This is a genomic window from Saccharothrix sp. HUAS TT1, assembly GCF_040744945.1.
Classification (GTDB): domain Bacteria; phylum Actinomycetota; class Actinomycetes; order Mycobacteriales; family Pseudonocardiaceae; genus Actinosynnema.
This window is the reverse complement of record NZ_CP160453.1, coordinates 6,203,402-6,221,041: the sequence shown is the minus strand read 5'-3', so window position 1 is coordinate 6,221,041 and position 17,640 is coordinate 6,203,402. Positions and strand designations below refer to the sequence as shown.

The window sequence follows — 17,640 nt, the reverse complement described above, 5'->3', positions numbered from 1 at the left end:
CTCGGGGGGCGAACCGGACCTCGCCGGTCAGCCCTTCCGCGCGCTGATCAGCACCTCCAGCCCGTCCAGGATCCGGTTGAGGCCGAAGTCCCAGCCGTTGTCGCGCGACGCGCCGTTGGTCGACCGCGCCGCCTCGTGCAGCGCCGGGAACCGCTCGCGGTGCTCGTGCAGGATCGAGCGCAGGTGCTTCTCCGCCGTCCACGGCTGCGTGCCCGCTGTCGCCGCCGACTGCGTGTTGCGGATGTGGCCGCTGAGCAGGAACACCGCGTCCATCCGCTCGCCGCCGTCCAGCCCGGTGCCCTCCAGCGCCGCCACCGCGGACTCGGTCCACCCGACCTCGCGCGGCCCGGTCATCCGCTCGCCCGCGGTCGCGGCGGGCAGCCACGGGTGGCGCCGCCACGTCCCGCGCATCAGGTCCGACCACCTGATCAGCCTCGGTCGCCAACCGCCCGGCGCCGCGCGCAGGTCAGGCGGCTCGCCGACGGCCGACTCGACCATCACCGCGACCAGTTCCGCCTTGCTCGCCACGTGCCGGTAGAGCGCCATCTTCGTGACGTCCAGCCTGGCCGCGACCTGCTGCATCGACACCGACGCCAGGCCCTCCGCGTCGGCCACCTCGATCGCCGCGGCGGCGATCCGGTCGACCGTGAGCGCGAGCCGCGGCGGCCGGGCGGGTTTGTCCCGCGAACCCCACAGCAGGTCCGCGCCCTGGTCCTCGCTCGCCATCCGCTCACCACTTCCGGGATCGGGGGTTGCCCCCGTTGTCGATCTGTGTCTATCGTACACCTCGTGTCCATCGGACACTGAAGTATCCGGAGGACACAGGAGTGTCCGCTCTTCCCGTGGGGGCTACCGTGAAGATCTTCGTCAACCTGCCGGTGACCGACCTGACCAAGGCGATCGAGTTCTTCGCCGCCCTGGGCTTCGCGCACGACCCGCGGTTCACCGACGAGAACGCGTCGTGCGTCGTGTTCAGCGACAGCATCTACGCGATGCTGGTCACCGAGCCGTTCTTCAAGACGTTCACCACCAAGGAGATCGCCGACTCCCGCTCGACCACGGAGGCGATCGTGTCGCTGGCCCTGGACAACCGCGAGCAGGTGGACGAGCTGGCGGACAAGGCGCTGGCCGCGGGCGCCGGGTTCGTCAAGGAGCCGGAGGACCACGGCTTCATGTACGGCCGCAGCTTCGAAGACCTCGACGGCCACGTGTGGAACGTGTTCTGGATGGACGAGGCCGCGACGCAGGGCTGAGCCCGCTCGGGGGCCGGACGGGGAGGGGCCGGCTGATCACCGGCCCCTCCGCCTCACTCCTCGCCGCGGTGGGCGCGCAGCTCGCGGCGCGCCCGGTGGCGGTCGCGGCGGCGCTCCTCGCGCTGGAAGCGGCGCCACTCCCGGATGCCCGCCTTGGTGTCGCGCCAGACCAGGTGGTCGGCGGCGCAACCCCAGCGGCACCCGCTGCCGGGGGTCGCGCTCCCCGGCGAGACCTCGGCGGGCAGCGTGCACGGCCCGAACCGGTGGTCGTGCACCGGCACGCAGGTCGCCATCGGCGTGTCGGCCAGTCGCGCCCACCAGGGTCGGGTCTTGTCGGTCCTGCTCACGCGGTCACCTTTCGGCTCCGTGACGCCCCGGGCTGGGGCTGTCAATGGACCGGGTGCACCGTGATCACCTCCGACGTCGCGCGAGTGCTTCAGGGCCGAACCTATCGCTCGGAACCGCGACGACCACGCTCAGAACTGCAGCGACCAGCCGTTGATCCGGCCGACGTCGGCCGACGCGACGTCCCGCACGCGCAGCTTCCACGTGCCGTTCGCCACCTCGCCCGAGGCGTTCACCGTGTAGGTCGTCACGACGTTGTCCGCGCTGTCGTTGCCCGAGTTCTTCACCCGGAACGCCGTGCCGTCCGGCGCCACCACGTCGATCACCAGGTCGCCCCGGTAGGTGTGGGTGATGTCCACGCCCACCGCCAGCGCGGCCGGCGCGTTGCCGCTCACCCCGGACACCGTGATCGGGCTCTCGACCGTGGTCAGGTCGGGGATGTTCACGTCGGTCTGGTTCTCGAACCGCGGTCCGGGCGGGTTGGTCCCCGTGCCGGCCAGCGTCCACAGGGCGTAGGCGATGGCATCGCTGTTGCGGTCCAGCGCGGTGGCGTCGATGTTCGCCGTCGTGTCGCAGGACCGGTGGTAGCAGCGGTCGAACGCGACGCCGGCCGTGCCGCCCCACTTCTGCGCCTGCGCCGACGTCTTGGTCACCTCGGCGCCGGTGAACAGGCCGCCGACGGGGATGCCCGCTCGCGCGAACGCGGCGTGGTCGGACCGGCCGCCGACCGACGTCAGCTCGGTCGGCACGGTGAACCCGGCCTGGAGCGTCTGCTGCAGCTGCAGCGACCCGGTCGGCTGGCCGGAGGCGCTGTAGACGAAGTACCCCGGGTTCGGCGAGCCGATCATGTCGAAGTTCAGGTACGCCTTGATCCGCGACCGCTCGGTCGACGGCAGGTTGTTGACGTAGTAGGTGGAGCCGACCAGGCCGAGCTCTTCGGCGCCCCACCAGCCGAACCGGACGTGCTTCTGCGGCGCGAAGCCCTGCCGGGCCGCGGTCAGCGCGATCTCCAGCAGGCCGGCCGAGCCGGTGCCGTTGTCGTTGATGCCCGGACCGGAGCTCACGCTGTCCAGGTGGCCGCCGAGCATCAGCACGTCGTTCGGGTCGCCGCCGGGCCAGTCCGCGATCAGGTTGTACCCGGTCGCGCCGCTCTGGGTGAACTGCTGCACCGACGTCTGGTACCCGGCGGCGTCGAGCTTCGCCTTCACGTGGTTGATCGAGGCGAGGTAGCCGGGTCTGCCGTGCGCCCGGTTGCCCCCGTTGTTGTTGGCGATGGTCTGGAAGTCGTTCAGGTGCGCCTGGACGTTGGCCAGGGAGATGTCCGGCACGGCCAAGGCGCCCACCGGCGCCGCAGTGGCGACGGGTGGGCTCAGCAGGGCCGTGGCGAGCAACAGGGCGCTCGCCACAGGGGTCGTCCTTCGCAAGGACATGGCTGCCTCCGCAGGGTGTTGGGAAAGCCACGCACGAGCGTGCGTGCTGCGCCACCACCGCGGTAGCGACTTTCGTCGTGGCACGTTCGGACGCAGAGCGGACAATTCTGTCCGCTCGATGACTTCAGTGCAGGCCGAAAATCACTGTCCGGCGCGCTGGGCGCGAGCCCGCCGCTTGCCCTCGTGCATGGCCTGGACGCGGGCCACCGGGATCGTGTGGCCCTCGGCGACCAGGTCGTCCGGCAGCTTCTGCGGCGCGGGCATCCGCGAGTGCCACGGGTCCTCGCCGCCGAGCAGCGCGGCGGCGGTCCGCACGGTGAAGTCGGCGGGCGTCACGTCGTCCAGGTCGTCCCAGGCCACCGGGAACGACACCGTCGCGCCCGGCCTGATGCGGGGGCTGTACGCGGCGGCGACGGTCGCGCCGTACGCGCGCGTCGAGTCGAGGAACACCTTGCCGTGCCGGTCGTCCTTGATGAAAGCCGTGGTCGCGATCCCCGGGTCCAGCCGCTCGGCCCGCGCCGCCAGCGCCCGGGTCGCGGCGGCCACGTCGTCGTCGACGCCCTCCACCGGCACGAACACGTGCACGCCCTTCGAACCGCTGGTCTTCACCACGCCGGTCAGCCCGTCGTCGGCCAACGCCCGCCGGACGAGCTTCGCCGCCGCCACGACCACATCGAACCCCGCGCCCTCCGGCGGGTCGAGGTCGAGCACCAGGTGCGTGGGCCGGTCGAACGCGCCGGCGGGCGCGAGCGTGACGTGGTACTCCACCGCGCGCTGGTTGGCGAACCACAGCAGCGTGCGCCGGTCCTCGCACACCGCGTACCGGATCTCGCGCTTGGACGTCTCCGCCCACAACGTCACCGACGGCACCCAGGGCGGCGTGTACTTGGGCAGGTTCTTCTGCGTGAACGCCTCCTGCCCCGGCCGGATCCGCACGACCGACAGCGGTCGCCCGGCCAGTCCGGGGACGATCCGGTCCGCCACCGCGTCGAGGTAGTCGACCAGGTCGCCCTTGGTCGCGTCGGCGCCGTCGAACAGCGGCTGGTCGAGGTTGGTCAACGCCACCCCGTCACGCTCTTCACCCATCGCACCACCCTTGCGGTTGACCGGGCGTCGGGCAAGCACGACACGGCCCGCTCCGCGGGGGAGCGGGCCGCGGTCGTCGGAGCGGGCTCAGGCCGGGAGTCGCCACACCTGGTTGGTGGCGGCGAAGCAGTCCCAGATCTGGAGCCGGGTGCCGTCGGCCGAGCTGGGGCCGGTGGCGTCCAGGCAGCGGCCGGAGGCCGGGTTGCGCAGCGTGCCGTCAGCCGCGGCCTGCCACTTCTGCGCGCCGGTCCCGTTGCAGTCCCACAGCTGGACGACCGTGCCGTTGGCGGTGCCGGCGGCCGACACGTCCATGCACTTGCCGAGGGCGCGCAGCGAGCCGTCACCGGAGACGGTCCAGCTCTGCGCGTTGGTGCCGTTGCACGTCCACAGCTGCACGGCGGCGCCGTTGGCCGACGAGGCACTGGCGACGTCGACGCACTTGCCCGCGATGCCGGTGATGGCGCCGGTGCGGCCCGGCGGGGTGGTGCCGCCCGTGGCGGTGTCGTAGATGGCGCTGACCAGGGAGGTGCTGCCGCTGGTGTCCTGCGACAGCTCCCAGTTCATGATGCCGCCCGCGTTGGCCATCGCCCACTGGGTCTTGCGCTTGATCGTGGGGATGCCGTTGTAGCACTGCTGCGCGCCGTTGACGGTGGCGCAGTCGCGGTTGGCGTTGGCCGGGTCCATGGCGACCAGTTGCGAGTAGGTGAGGTAGTTGGGCCGGCTGTAGAACGGCACGCCCAGCACGGTCTTGGCGGCGGGCAGGCCGCGGGACTTCCAGTAGTTGGCGCTGGCGATGGACCAGTCGTAGTTGGCGTGCGGGCTGCCGCCGTCGTAGGCCATGATGTTGAGCCAGTCGACCTGGCCGAACACCGCGGTCTGGACGCCTTCCGCGGTGCCGCCGCCGGAGACGACGGCCGCGGTGAGGAGCTTGCCTCGGCTGTGCATGGCGGTGCTGAGCTGTCCCATGAGGGCGGTGAAGTTGTTCGCCGAGGCGCCCGGGTCTGGGTACTCCCAGTCCATGTCGACGCCGTCGAGGTTGTACTGGTTGACGACGCTGACGACGCTGTTGACGAAGGTGGTGCGGCTGCCGGAGTTGGCGGCCAGGGCCTCGAACGCCGAGTCGTTGCCGTCGTTCCAGCCGCCGATGGCGAGCGAGACGCGCACGCCGTTGTTGTGGGCGAGCGTGACCAGCGACGAGAGCTTGCCGGGGTCGGGGATGGCCTGGAGCGTCCCGTTGGCGTTGGGCAGGGCGAACGCGTAGTTGATGTGCGTGAGCTTGCTGTACTGGACGGCGTTCACGTTGCCCGCCCAGGACGGCAGGTAGCCGACGCTCTTGAAGCCGTTGGGCAGGACGGTGGCCTGTGCGGCCGGAGCGGTCGCGACGGCGACCGCGAGTCCGGCCGCCGCCGTGGCGAGGGCGAGGCCCGCGGCGCCCCACCGGGAGGTCGCGCGCCGGGGTCGGGCAGGGGACTGCATGGACGTGGTCCTTTCGCGGGGAGTGCGCCCTGGCGTCGTTCGCGCACGGGTGGCGGCGGACCCGCGCGGTCGCGGTCAGGGTGTGGTGGCAGCCGGGGCCGACCTTACTGGCGTACTTGATTCAAGTCACGATAAAAGTCGACCGGGATCGCGATGGCGAACCGGCACAACCGGTCCGGGTCGGCTACGACCTCGTACCCGGCGATGCGGTCACCCTGGACGGTGATGGTGAGGACGAGCCGCAGCCGGCCGTGCGGTGCGACCACGATGCCGACGCGTCCGTCCACGAGGGCCGGTACGGCGTGGCGCGCGTTGGCGGTGAGGGCGGCGGTCTCGGCGGCGACGGCGTGCGCGCCGCGGACCTCGGTTGCCACGCCGGGCGGCAGGGCGGTCGCGTCGGCGCGGCGGACGACGTCCGGGTCGAGCACGGCGAGCAGGTCGGCGAAGTCGCCCCGGCGGGCGGCGGTGAGGAACGCGTCCACGACGTGCCGGTGCCGGGCGAGCTCGGCGTCGGGCAGCGCCGGGACGCCGCGGACCTTGCGGCGGGCGCGGCTGGCGAGCTTCTTGGTGGTGGCGGTGCTGCGGCCGACGATCGGCGCGATCCGGTCGAACGGCACGGCGAAGGTGTCGTGCAGGACGAACGCCACCCGTTCGGCGGGGGCGAGGGCGTCCAGGACGACGAGCAGCGCCCGCCCGACCGAGTCGGCCAGCACGGCTTCGGTCTCCGGGTCGTCGTCGGCGGGCAGGTCGGCGACGTGGTCGAGGGCGTCCTCGCGGCGGGTTCGGCGGTGGCGCAGGACGTCGAGGCAGACCCGGGAAACGACGGTGTGCAGCCAGGCGGCGAGGTTGTCGACCTCGTCGGCGTCGACCCGGCACAGCCGCAGCCAGGTCTCCTGGACCGCGTCCTCGGCCTCCGGGAGCGATCCCAGCATCCGGTGGGCGACCGCGCGCAGGCGCGTGCGGTGCGCCTCGAACCGGTTCGCCAGTTGGTCGCCCATCGGCACCCCTTCCCTCCGCACCCTGGACGAACCGGGCGCCGAAAAGGTGACCGGTCACCTCGACTACCGGCCGGTGGCCTGGTAGTCAGGTACCAGTCACGGCCGCCGCCGGAGACCGGAGGAGATCACCTTCATGGGGAAACGCCTGTCGGCGGTGGGCGTCGTGGCGGCCTGCCTGCTCGCGGTGCTCGTGGGTCCGGCCGAGGCCGACGCGGCTCGGTTGACCGCCGTGTTCAGCCAGGGGTCGGTGTGGAGCACCGGTTACGGCGGGCAGTTCGCGCTGACCAACACCGGTGACGTGGAGAGCACCGGCTGGGTGGTCGAGTTCGACCTGCCGGCGGGCACGGCGGTGGCCAACTCGTGGAGTTCGGTGCTCACCCGCGACGGTCGGCGCCACCGGTTCGCCAACGCGGGCTTCAACGGCCGGATCCGCCCCGGCGGCACGGTGAGCTTCGGGTTCACCGCCTCCGGGCTCGGCCTGCCGACCGGCTGCGCGGTCGACGGCGCCCCGTGCGAGGGCGGCGGCCCTGAGCCCGACACGTCCGCGCCCACCGCCCCGGCGGGAGTGCGGGTGACGGGGGTGACGGCGGGCTCGGTGTCGCTGGCGTGGACCGCGTCCTCGGACGACGTCGGCGTCACCGACTACCAGGTCCTGCGCGGCACGACGGTGGTCGCCACGGCGACGTCGACCTCCGCGACCGTCGGCGGCCTGCTGCCGAGCACGGCGTACGCGTTCACCGTGCGGGCGCGTGACGCGGCGGGCAACGCCTCCGCCGCCAGTGCCGAGGTGACGGCGACGACCGGCGCGGGCTCGGGCGGCGGGTCTGCTGTGGACGTGTCCACGACGGCCCAGCTGCAGGCGGCGCTGGCCGCCGCCGTGCCCGGCCGGACCATCCGGATGGCACCGGGCGTGTACCGGGGGTCGTTCGTGATCACCCGGCCCGGCTCCGCCGCCGCGCCGATCACGCTCACCGGTCCGGCGGACGCGGTGCTGGTCAACGACGGCCCGTCGGGGTCCGGGCCGAGCTGCCCGGCGCCGACGCCGGGCTGGGACTCCGGTTACGGGCTGTGGCTGCACGGCGCGCCGCACTGGAACCTGGTCGGGTTCACCGTGCGCGAGTCGAAGAAGGGGATCGTCGCGGACGACTCGCACCACACCGTGGTCGACGGCGTGCGGGTGCACCACGTGGACGAGGAGGCCGTGCACTTCCGGCGCTCGTCGGCGGACAGCGTGCTGCGCGACTCGGAGATCAGCCACACCGGGCTGGTGCAGCCGGGGTACGGCGAGGCGGTGTACATCGGGTCGGCGAACTCGAACTGGGCGTGCCACGGCAATTCCGGCGGCGTCGACCGCAGCGACCGGGTGCAGGTGCTGGGCAACCGGATCGGGCCCGGCGTCGCGGCGGAGCACGTGGACGTCAAGGAAGGCACGTTCGACGGCGTGATCCGGGGCAACTCGTTCGACGGCGCCGGGATTTCCGGGCAGAACTCGGCGGACTCGTGGGTGGACGTGAAGGGCGTCGGTTACCTGATCGAGGGCAACACCGGTGTTCTCACCGCGCCGGGCACGTTCGCCAACGGTTACGAGACGCACAACCCGGCCACCACGCCGTCGTTCCTGAACGGGTGCGGCAACGTGTGGCGGGACAACCGGTCGGACCTGGGCGGGGTGGGCCAGTACGCGATCCGGATCACGTCCACGTCGAAGTGCGCGGACCGGCCGAACGTCGTGCACGCGTCCAACACCGTGACGCGGGCGGTGAACGGGCTGACCAACATCCCGGTCACGCCGTGACGTCGTGACGCGGTCGGCTCCAGTCGAGGTGTGCTCGGTGATCTTCGTGAATTGATTTCCGGATCTTTTTCCGGACTTTAGGTTAGGCTCGCCTCAATGATTTCGTGTTGCGGCGCCCGGTGGTCGGTGGCAACGTCTGAACTCCCAGAACTGCTGCCGAGAGGAGCGGTCATGACCACCACGGAAATGCCGGCCGTGCACGAGTGCACCGTCACCGGGTGTTCCTACAACCACGATGGTTGTCACGCTTTCGCGATCACCGTGAGCGGAGTCAACGGCGCTGCCGACTGCGGAACGTTCATCCCCCTCGCTCGCAAGGGGGGCCTGCCGAAGGTGGTGGCGCAGGTGGGCGCGTGCTCGCGCACCGACTGCGTCCACAACAAGGAGCTGGAGTGCACCGCGTCCGGCGTGCGCGTCGGTCCGGGCCAGGGCGACCACGCCGCCAACTGCCTGACCTACGAGCGGGGCACGGACTAACCCCGCCCGACCTCGCGCCACGTAGCCGGACACCGGACCCGGCAGGCTGCCGCCGGCCGGTCAACACCCCTCAGAGCTGACCGACCGGCGGCGCGCCGGGACGGGGGTTCCAGCGCCGACAGCAGCGGCCCGGCGTCGGCGAACGCGCGGTTCACGGCGCCATCCCCTCGACCTCGACCAGCAGGTCCGGGTGCCGCAGGTCGGCGGTGAACACCACGACCTCCGCGCGCCGGGAGAACTCCTCGCGGCACAGCCGCGTCACCACCGGCACGTCCTCGGGCCTGCTCACGCAGACCTTGACCGAGCGCAGGTCGTCAAGCGCCCAACCACCACCGACCCCGTGCCGCACGAGGTTGTCCGCGCCGATCAGGGCGGCGATGTCGGCCAGCGCCACCTGCAACTGGCGGCCCACGTCGCCACGACCGGCAGCGACGCGGTCGAGCCCGCTCACCCCGCCGGACACGTACAGCGCTCCGCGCCCCGTCTCGGGCACCAGCAGGGTGGCCTGCGCGGACGCCCCCAACGGGTTCTCCAACCGCACGGCCACGTGCGCCCGGTGCGCCAGGAAGTAGAACGCGACCCCACCGCTCAGCACACCGACGTCGGTGGACGTGGGCATGGCCCGACCGGCCTCCGCGAGCGCCCGCCCGCGCCCCTCGTGGAAGTCGGCGTGCACCTCGGCGATCCCGTCGACCGCGTTCCACACCCGGAATACGGTCCGGTAGCCCAGTCTCTCGACCAGCTCGAACGCCGCCGCGTACGCCCGCCGCGCGGCTTCGCCGCAGTGGACCGACGGACCGATCCACCCGGCGCCGAACAGCAGCTCGCCGTCGTGCGCGTAGAGCAACCCCTCGTGCTGCCCGGCGCGCACCGGGCGGCCTTCGGTGGACCAGACCTCCACCACCTCCCGACCACCCGGCCGGACCACGTGCAGCGGCAGCACCGGCCGCCCGCCCTCCCACCGGGGCGGACCCGGTGTGGTCGAGTACCGCACCGCGCCCAGCACGGAGTCACTGGCGAGTTCGGCGAAGTCGTCTGCCGATTGGAACGCGCACGGCGGTCTCACGATCACGTTGTTGCGCATGGTCTTCCCCCTGATGTCGAACCAGCACGCCACGCCGCGACCACGGCGAGCGCCTGCACTCAGCCCAGCCGGACGCCGCGCGAACCGGATTCGCCCAGACGCGGCAGCCAGAAAATCCGCCACCCCCGCGAACACCGCCGCCCGCCACCCCCGGCCGACACCGCTGTCGGTTACCACTGCCAGCACCGCTGTCGGCTCTGACAACCACAACCGCAACCCCGACCTCTGACCTCGACCCCGGCCAGCTCAGCCCAGCCCCCCAGCCCCGGCCCTGGCCCAATCCCGCCCAGCCCCAGCGCAACCCGGCTCGGCCCAGGCCCCAGCCTGGCTCGGCCCAATCTCGCCTGGCCCTGCCCTGCCCTGCCCGGCCCTGCTCGGCCCTGCCCGGCTCGACCCCGCCCGGCCCTGCCTGACCCGGCCCTGCCTGACCCGGCCCTGCCTGACCCGGCCCTGCCTGACCCGGCCCTGCCTGACCCGGCCCTGCCTGACCCGGCCCTGCCTGACCCGGCCCTGCCTGGCCTGGCCCTGCCTGGCCCTGCCCGGCCCGGCTTGGCCTGGCTTGCTTGGCTCGGCCCCAGCCCCCGCCCAGCTCCCCAGTCTCGCTTCGACCACGAGCCGGCCCAACCCGGCCCCGGCTCCAAGCCCAGCCCCAGCTCGGCCTGCCCGGTCTGACCCAGCCCAGCCCGGCCCCAGCTCCGGTTTCTGGTCCTGGCCGAAGCCGTGTCTCCAGCCTTGCCCTCCCCAACTCCAGCCCGGTCCCGACCCAACTCCAGCCCGGTCCCAGTCCAACTCCGGCCCGGCCCGGCTCTGCCCAGTCCAACTCCGGCTCGCCCTGGCCTGGCCCGGCCCGGCGGAAGCCTCGGCTTCGGCCTCGCCCCGACCGCGCGACCTGGCCAGATCCGATCGCGTCGTCGCGACCTCGGCACCACCGGCAGCGCGACCAGGCGGCTCGGCCGGTGCCGGAACGTGCCCGCCCACCACCCGGCGGCAGCCATCGACTGCAGCGGGCCGCCGACTGCGCCTGCCGTCGGGTGGTGGGCGGCGATTCCCAGGTGGCCGGGTCCCATTCGGGCAGCGCCCCCCGCGCAGCTGAGTAGAACGACTTCCGCGGACACCTGGGCCTCCGTTGATCCGGTGCTCGTTGATCGGTTTCAACGGCAATGGTTCCGAATCGGTGCCCACCTTTCATCGGACCCCGGTCTGATTTCCCGGGTCCGCTTTACCCCGCTGCGTCGCCCGATCGAGGTAAGACGGGAGTGGGACGGTCAAGATAGGACGCAGGGGGGACGATATCCCCGACAAGACGTGATCCCATTGTTCGCCAAGCGCGGGAAAGCGAACGCGCGGGTCGCGGGGGAGAACGGGGAGGGATCGTGTCGGGTTCGGGTGTGCGTCTCGTGGTGTCGGTCCAGGCGCACGGTTTCGAGGAGAAGCCGTGGGAGGGCCACCTGGCCACCGGGTTGCTGGTCGAGCCGGGCGGCGTGCTGGTGCCGTCCGCGCCGGACGACCTCGGTGAGGCGACCGAGGGCATCGACCTCCTCGTCCTGCCGCTGCCGCTCGGCGAGGCCGGCCGGGTCGAGCGGCTGGCCGCCGAGCGGGTGGTGTTCTGCCCGGTGCCCGGCGGCGGCGAGCAGTTCGCGTCGATCAGGATGGCGAACGACTCGCGCCACCAGCCGGACGTCGGCGAGTTCACCGGGCGACAGCTCCAGGAGGCGCTTGAGCGGTACCCCGGCGACCTGTGGGCCGCGCTGGAGTCGCTGGGCGTGATCCCGGCCGGCTCGCGCGACGCCGTCACGCCGGAACTGCTGCGCCAGGTGCCCGCCGTGGAGGCCGAGCAGCGCAAGCTGGTGTTCCGGCGCCCGGACGACGGCCCGGTGCCCGGCGACCCGTGCGACGTCCTGCCGACGTGCAAGAAGGGGGCGGGTTGATGGTCCACGAGGGACGGCCACGGCGGTTGTCCCGCGCCACGGCGGTCGATGTCGCCCTGGCGGCGTCGGCCGCCGTGGTCGACGTCTTCCTGTTCTCGGCGGTGAGCAGTCGCCACCCCTCCGCCGCGGGCCTGTGGGTGTTCGCCGCCGTGGTCCTGGTCGGCAGCTCGGCGTTGCTGGTCCGGCGGCACCACCCGGTGGTGACGTTCGGGTTCGTGTGGGTGTGGGCGGTGGTGGTCACGCCGACGAGCGAGCTGGAGTTCCAGCCGACCGCCACCCCGGGCGTCGCCCTGTTCACCGTCGCGTTGCACAGCCGGCCGAGGACGTCGGCGGGCGCGCTGTCCGCCTGCGTCGTGCTCGCCGTGCTGGCCGGGCTGCGGGAGGCGGCGTCCCGGCCGCCCGAGGCGCGGCTGGTCGCCACCTACGCCACGCTCTCGTTCTACCTCCTGCTGTACGGGTGCGTGTGGGCCGCTGGCCGGTGGGTCCGGCTGAGTCGGCAGCACGCCCAGGACCTGGAGTTCCGCCGCCGGATCGAGGCGCAGGAGGCGGTGATCGGCGAGCGCGCCCGCATCGCCCGCGAGCTGCACGACATCGTGGCGCACTCGGTGACGGTGATGGTGCTCCAGGCCGCCGGCGCGCGGCGGGTGCTCGACAGCGACCCGGCGCGGGTCGGGCGCGCCCTCGGCCACATCGAGGAGGCCGGCGAGCAGGCGATGGGCGAGCTGCGCCGGATGCTGACCGCGTTGCGGCTGAGCTACGACGAGGCGGGGCCGGAGGACGGCGTGACGGGTCGGCCGCAGCCCGGCCTCGCCGACGTGGACCACCTCGTCGGCACGATCACGGCGGCCGGGGTGCGGGTCCACACGCGGGTGGAGGGGGAGCCGCGGCGGTTGGCGGCGAGCGTCGACCTGGCCGCGTACCGGGTGGTGCAGGAGGCGCTGACCAACGTGACCAAGCACGTCGGGCCGGGCGCGGGGGTGGACGTGCGGCTGCGGTGGGCGGAGGGGGAGCTGACCGTCGAGGTGACCGACGACGGGCGCGGGCGGCGGCCGGAGCGGGCGTTGTCCACCGACCACGGCCTGCCCGGGTTGCGGGAGCGGTTGGCGATCGTCGGCGGGCGGTTGGAGGCCGAACCGGTGGCGGCGGGCGGGTTCCGGGTGACGGCCGTGCTGCCCGTCGCCGGTCCCGTGGCCGGTGACAGCGTGCGGGAGCACCGGTGATCCGGGTGATGCTGGTGGACGACCAGCCGCTGGTGCGGGCCGGGCTGGCGATGCTGCTCGACGCCGAACCGGACATCGAGGTGGTGGCCGAGGCGGACGAGGGCGCCGGCGCCGTGGCGCGGGCCGGTGAGCTGCACCCCGACGTCGTGCTGATGGACGTGCGGATGCCCGGCGTGGACGGGGTGGAGGCGACCAGGCGGATCATCGCCGCCGACCCGGAGGGCGAGGACCACGCCACCAAGATCATCATCTTGACGACGTACCACGTGGACGAGGCCGTGTACGCGGCGCTGCGGGCCGGCGCGTCCGGGTTCCTGCTGAAGGACGCCGTGCCGCGCGAGCTGGTCGACGCGGTGCGCGCGGTGGCGTCCGGCGAGGCGTGGCTGGACCCGACCGTCGCCAAAGGACTGATCCGCGAGTTCGCCGCCCGCCCCAGCCACCAGATGCCCACGTCGGCGGAACTGGGTGAGCTGACGGCGCGGGAGCGCGAGGTGCTGGTGCTGGTGGCGCACGGGCTGTCCAACCCGGAGATCGCCGTGCACCTCGTGGTGGGTGAGGCGACCGTGAAGACGCACCTGGGTCGGATCTTGATGAAACTGGGACTGCGCGACCGCGCCCAAGCCATCGCCGCCGCCTACCACAGCGGTCTGGTCGCGCCCGGCAGCCACCCGCCCCCTCCGACCGCCCGCGCCTAGCGGTGGTGTGCGCCGTGCCCGCGAAGCCGAACGCTCAGAGCGGCCGAAGCCGCTCTGAGCGTTGGACTCCCGGGTTACCAGGTGGTCCGGCCGGCGCCGAACGGGTAGAGCGGGGTGCCGTAGGTGGGCGGGACGGGTTGGCCCGCGTCGATCCGGGCCCGGATGTCGGCGCGTTCGGCCGGGGTGGCGCCCAGGTCGAACGGCAGGTCCCAGTGCTCGGTGGCGTCCGCCGGGGTGTCGGTGCCGCCGGGCCGCAGCACGTCGGACAGCGCCCGCGGCAGCTGCCAGGGCAGCTTGCCGGTCGGCGTGTAGTCGCCGAACAGCAACGACGCCAGCGCCGGACCCATCTCCTCGCCGCCGCGGTAGGTCACCACGATCGCGCTCGCCAGGTCGTGCCACTCCGTGATGACGTACGGCCGCGGCAGGACCAGCGCCACCACCACCGGGATGCCCTGCCGCTGGAAGTCCCGGATCAGCGCCAGCTGGTCCGGCGGCAGGTACGGCTGCTCCTTCGGCCAGCTCGTCGCGTGCGTGTACGAGGTCTCGCCGACCGCGACGATCGCGAGCTTCGGCGACGGCCCGGTGTCCTTGTGCACGTTCACCCCGGCCTGCGCGGCACGCGTGCGGATAGCCTCCAGCATGGTCTGCGACCCGTACTCCTGGTGGAAGTAGCTGGTCCAGATGCAGCACGCGGCTGTGTCGTCGGCCCGCGGCCCGGCCACCACGATGTTGTCGCCTCGGTTGAGCCGCACCGGCAGCACCCCGTTGGTGTTCTTCAGCAACGTCATCGCCTCGCGCGACGCCTGGTTGGCCAGCGCCGCGTACTCGGGCTTGTGGAACCGGTACGGCCCGTTCACCGGGTCGCCGTACGGGTTCTCGAAGATGCCGAGCTTGAACTTCAGCCGCAGCACCCGGCGCACCGCGTCGTCGATCCGGGCCGCGGGCACCGCCGAGGTGAACCCGCCGATGGTGAACCCGGGCGCGCCCGGGTCCGCGCCGCCCATCACGTCGGAACCGGCGTTCGCCGCGCCGACCCACGACCCGGACGGCAGCCAGTCGGTCGTGATCAGCCCGGTGTAGCCGAGGTTCTGCCGCAGGTACGCCAGGATCTTCGCGCTGTCGCCCGCGCCCGGCCCGCCCGGGTCGAGCAGCGAGCTGCCCGCGTAGCCCGGCATGATGTTGACCGCGCCCGCCTCCATCGCGGCCCGGAACGGCGCCACGTGGTACTTGATCGTCACCGAGTCGAACACGATCAGCGCTTCGCCGCCCGCGCCCTCGCCCGGCCAGTGCTTCACCGTCGCCAGCACCGACGCCGGGTTCAGCTCCGGCCCGCCCTGCAACCCGGCGACCAGCGCCCGCACCTGCGCCGACGCCACCTCGGAGCTCTCGCCGTTGCCCTCCTGGATGCGCGGGTACAGCACCTTCGTGCCCACCTCGGCCAGCGGTCCGAGCACACCGCGCGTGCCGACCTCCAGCTGCTCGCGCCGCTGCATGTCGCCGAGCTTGTAGTCCAGCGGGTAGTTCCGGGCCGCCGCCAACGCGCTCTGCAACGGGTACGTCGTCTTGTACCCGGCGATGGTGTCGCCCGCCGACACGAACGGGATGCCGAGGCGGGTCCCGCTCGACCCGAGCAGCGCGGTGTGCAGGTCCTGCGCCTCGGCCGGCCCGAAGTGCCAGCCCGAGCGCGGGAACACCTGGGCGTTGTAGAACATCTGGTACGCCTTCTCCTCGATCGTCATCCGACCGAGCAGGTCGTTCACCCGCGTCTCCACCGGCTGCCGCCAGTCCTCGTACGGCTCGACCGTGCCGTTCTTGTTGAGGTCGCGGCTGCCGTTCACGATCCGCACGCCGTCGGCCACGGTGGTCAACGTCGGCACGTACAGGCTGAACGTGCGGATGTTCGACGCGCTGGTCCCGCCGGACCCGTCCACCGCCACCACGAACCAGCGGTACGTCCACCGGTCGGAGATGTCCCACGTGGGCGTGTAGCCGGTCCCGGTCGGCTCGGCGACCTTGGTGTAGAGGTCGATCAGGTTGCCGGACGCGGCGAAGTCGTAGTCGGTGCGGCTGATGTTCAGCCACACCTGGTAGCGCACCGCGCCGGGCACGGCGGCCCACGAGAACGCCGGCCGCCGGGTGCTGGTGACCATCGCGTTGTCGGCGGGCGCGGACAGGGCGAACCGGCCGGTGACCGCCGGCGCCTTCGTCGGCGGCGACAGCAGCGGCGGGGTGCTCGCGGAGGTGTCGACGGCCCCGAAGACCTGGAACTCCCACAGCGAGACGCCGTAGCCGGTGGCCCGCGTGGTGGCGAACAGCCGCAGGTAGCGGCCCGTGCCGCCGACGTTCAGCCGTTCGACGCCGCCGGGGCCGGTGGTGGTCGAGTGGATCGCGGTCCAGTTCACCGCGTCGTTCGACAGCTCCAGCCGGTAGCCCCGGGCGAACGCGCCCTCCCAGTTCAGCACGACCTGGTTGACCGTCGCGACGCCGCCGAAGTCGACCCGCAGCCACTGGTTGTCGGCGAACTGGCTGGACCAGCGGGTGTTCGCGCGGCCGTCCAGCGCCGCCGCGGGCGCGTTGCCGCCCTCCCAGGTGGACGCCGCGACCTGCTTGTACTGGGAGATCGGCGTGCCCGTGGGGGGACCGCCGCCGGTGGTGCCGTAGACCTGGAACTCCCACAGCGAGTAGCCGTAGCCGGTGGCGCGGGCCGTGCCGAGCACCCGCACGTGCCGACCGGAGCCGGTGACGGCGATGTCCTGCGTGCCGCCCGTGCCGTTGGCGGTGGTGTGGACGGTGGTCCACGTGACGCCGTCGGCGGAGGTCTGGAGCTGGAACGCGGTCGCGAACGCGGCCTCCCAGCTCAGCACCACGCGGTCCAGCGCCGCGGTGGCGCCCAGGTCGACGCTCAACCACTGCGGGTCGGCGAACGCGCTGGACCAGCGGGTGCCGGTGTTGCCGTCGGTGGCGGCCGACGCGGCGGTGCCCGCGTTCTCGGTGGACGACGCGGTGGTCGGCCTGCCCTGGGACAGCAGCACCCCCGCCGCCTCCGCCGCGGGCGACAGCGTGGCGAGCTGCCCGGCGACCAGGGCGGCGAGGACGGCGAGCAGGGGCAGGACCCGGCGGCGTCGCCGGGCGGGCACTTCGGGCATGACGGCTCCATGCAGGGGTGGACCGCGCCCGGCGGGCCGCCGGGCGCGATCGTCGACAGGGCTGGGAGAGCGCTCTCCAGTGAGCGAACTTCACCTGCCCCGCCCACGTCAAGAGACCGGACGACCGGTTCTCGCCGCCGCGCAGGCCCGGTTCCGGTCGGGTCCGGGAGCCACGCCTAGGATCGACGCGTGACGATCACGATTCCCGGCTTCGGCGAGCTGACACCCGTGCACCACGCCCCCGAAGGCGTGGCGTGCTGGAACGCGACCGCCGCCGGGACGTCGGTCAGCGTCCTGGTGGAGGAACCGGCCACCACCGCCGACCTCGACCTGGCCTTCATCGGCTCGGTCCTGGCCGACCGCGACCGGCTGCTCGCCACCGCGCACGAGGCCGTGGCCGACCACCTGCGCGACCACCCCGGCTACGGCCCGGACGCCGTGGCCGAGCCGGAGTTCACCTTCCACCCCGGCCGGGACTGGCTGGTCCGGTTCGCCGAGTGCCGCGTGCCCGGCTTCACCGAACTCGGGTTGGTGGTCGTGTTCAACGACGTCGACGTGGTCGGGGTGGACGACCTGGCCGACGTGGACCTCGAAGACGACTGAGGCCGGTCGGGTCGCAGCCGTGCCCGCGCGTTGCCAGGCGGATCCCGGCTGTGCTGTCATCGGGTCACCGCCGCGTGGAAAGCGTTTTCCGCGACAAGGGGATC

The 17,640-nt window shown here is 72.8% G+C and carries 15 protein-coding genes; 7 read left to right on the top strand and 8 right to left on the bottom strand.

What is annotated here, in order from left to right:
* Positions 1–27 precede the first annotated feature (27 nt).
* A complete protein-coding gene (locus AB0F89_RS27945; RefSeq protein ID WP_367128594.1) occupies positions 28–726 on the bottom strand; it encodes a TetR/AcrR family transcriptional regulator in 699 nt (232 codons plus the stop codon).
* A 116-nt stretch (positions 727–842) separates the two neighbouring features.
* Between AB0F89_RS27945 and AB0F89_RS27940 the strand changes: the two genes are divergently transcribed.
* Positions 843–1,253 (top strand): VOC family protein, encoded by a 411-nt coding sequence (locus AB0F89_RS27940; protein ID WP_367128593.1) that lies wholly within the window; start codon positions 843–845, stop codon positions 1,251–1,253.
* A 53-nt stretch (positions 1,254–1,306) separates the two neighbouring features.
* Here the strand turns inward: AB0F89_RS27940 and AB0F89_RS27935 are convergent, their stop codons facing one another.
* The 5 genes from AB0F89_RS27935 to AB0F89_RS27915 form a co-directional block, all read right to left on the bottom strand.
* Positions 1,307–1,600 (bottom strand): hypothetical protein, encoded by a 294-nt coding sequence (locus AB0F89_RS27935; protein WP_367128592.1) that lies wholly within the window; start codon positions 1,598–1,600, stop codon positions 1,307–1,309.
* Between the two features lie 129 nt (positions 1,601–1,729).
* The gene (locus tag AB0F89_RS27930; RefSeq protein WP_367128591.1) at positions 1,730–3,004 is read right to left on the bottom strand and encodes a M28 family metallopeptidase; all 1,275 of its coding nucleotides are present in this window, start codon (positions 3,002–3,004) and stop codon (positions 1,730–1,732) included.
* Between the two features lie 165 nt (positions 3,005–3,169).
* On the bottom strand, positions 3,170–4,114 hold the full coding sequence (locus tag AB0F89_RS27925) for a DNA polymerase domain-containing protein (RefSeq protein ID WP_367128590.1): 945 nt from the start codon (positions 4,112–4,114) through the stop codon (positions 3,170–3,172).
* An 87-nt stretch (positions 4,115–4,201) separates the two neighbouring features.
* Positions 4,202–5,590, bottom strand: a complete 1,389-nt coding sequence (locus AB0F89_RS27920) for a glycosyl hydrolase family 18 protein (RefSeq protein ID WP_367128589.1) — start codon at positions 5,588–5,590, stop codon at positions 4,202–4,204.
* 104 nt (positions 5,591–5,694) lie between these two features.
* Entirely contained in the window at positions 5,695–6,588 is an 894-nt protein-coding gene (locus AB0F89_RS27915; RefSeq protein ID WP_367128588.1) for a sigma-70 family RNA polymerase sigma factor, read from the bottom strand.
* Between the two features lie 133 nt (positions 6,589–6,721).
* Here AB0F89_RS27915 and AB0F89_RS27910 point away from each other — a divergent pair, with 133 nt between their 5' ends.
* Entirely contained in the window at positions 6,722–8,383 is a 1,662-nt protein-coding gene (locus AB0F89_RS27910) for a cellulose binding domain-containing protein (protein WP_367128587.1), read from the top strand.
* A 171-nt stretch (positions 8,384–8,554) separates the two neighbouring features.
* A complete protein-coding gene (locus AB0F89_RS27905) occupies positions 8,555–8,860 on the top strand; it encodes a DUF1540 domain-containing protein (RefSeq protein WP_367128586.1) in 306 nt (101 codons plus the stop codon).
* A gap of 151 nt (positions 8,861–9,011) precedes the next feature.
* Here the strand turns inward: AB0F89_RS27905 and AB0F89_RS27900 are convergent, their stop codons facing one another.
* Complete coding sequence (locus tag AB0F89_RS27900; RefSeq protein ID WP_367128585.1) at positions 9,012–9,944, bottom strand: hypothetical protein; 933 nt, start codon at positions 9,942–9,944, stop codon at positions 9,012–9,014.
* Between the two features lie 1,373 nt (positions 9,945–11,317).
* Between AB0F89_RS27900 and AB0F89_RS27895 the strand changes: the two genes are divergently transcribed.
* Genes AB0F89_RS27895 through AB0F89_RS27885 form a run of 3 tightly spaced genes read left to right on the top strand, consistent with a single transcriptional unit; the run spans position 11,318 to position 13,787 of the window.
* Positions 11,318–11,872 carry a hypothetical protein gene (locus tag AB0F89_RS27895; RefSeq protein ID WP_367128584.1) on the top strand — a complete coding sequence of 185 codons (555 nt, stop codon included), beginning with the start codon at positions 11,318–11,320 and terminating at the stop codon, positions 11,870–11,872.
* Entirely contained in the window at positions 11,872–13,092 is a 1,221-nt protein-coding gene (locus tag AB0F89_RS27890; RefSeq protein WP_367128583.1) for a sensor histidine kinase, read from the top strand. Before AB0F89_RS27895 ends, AB0F89_RS27890 begins: the two co-directional genes overlap by 1 nt.
* A complete protein-coding gene (locus AB0F89_RS27885) occupies positions 13,089–13,787 on the top strand; it encodes a response regulator (RefSeq protein ID WP_367128582.1) in 699 nt (232 codons plus the stop codon). Before AB0F89_RS27890 ends, AB0F89_RS27885 begins: the two co-directional genes overlap by 4 nt.
* A 74-nt stretch (positions 13,788–13,861) precedes the next feature.
* On the opposite strand, the gene AB0F89_RS27880 is transcribed toward AB0F89_RS27885, so the two are convergent.
* Positions 13,862–16,933, bottom strand: coding sequence for a discoidin domain-containing protein (locus AB0F89_RS27880; protein WP_367128581.1), 3,072 nt, complete (start codon positions 16,931–16,933; stop codon positions 13,862–13,864).
* 189 nt (positions 16,934–17,122) lie between these two features.
* Here AB0F89_RS27880 and AB0F89_RS27875 point away from each other — a divergent pair, with 189 nt between their 5' ends.
* A complete protein-coding gene (locus AB0F89_RS27875; protein ID WP_367128580.1) occupies positions 17,123–17,536 on the top strand; it encodes a hypothetical protein in 414 nt (137 codons plus the stop codon).
* Positions 17,537–17,640: the final 104 nt, after the last annotated feature.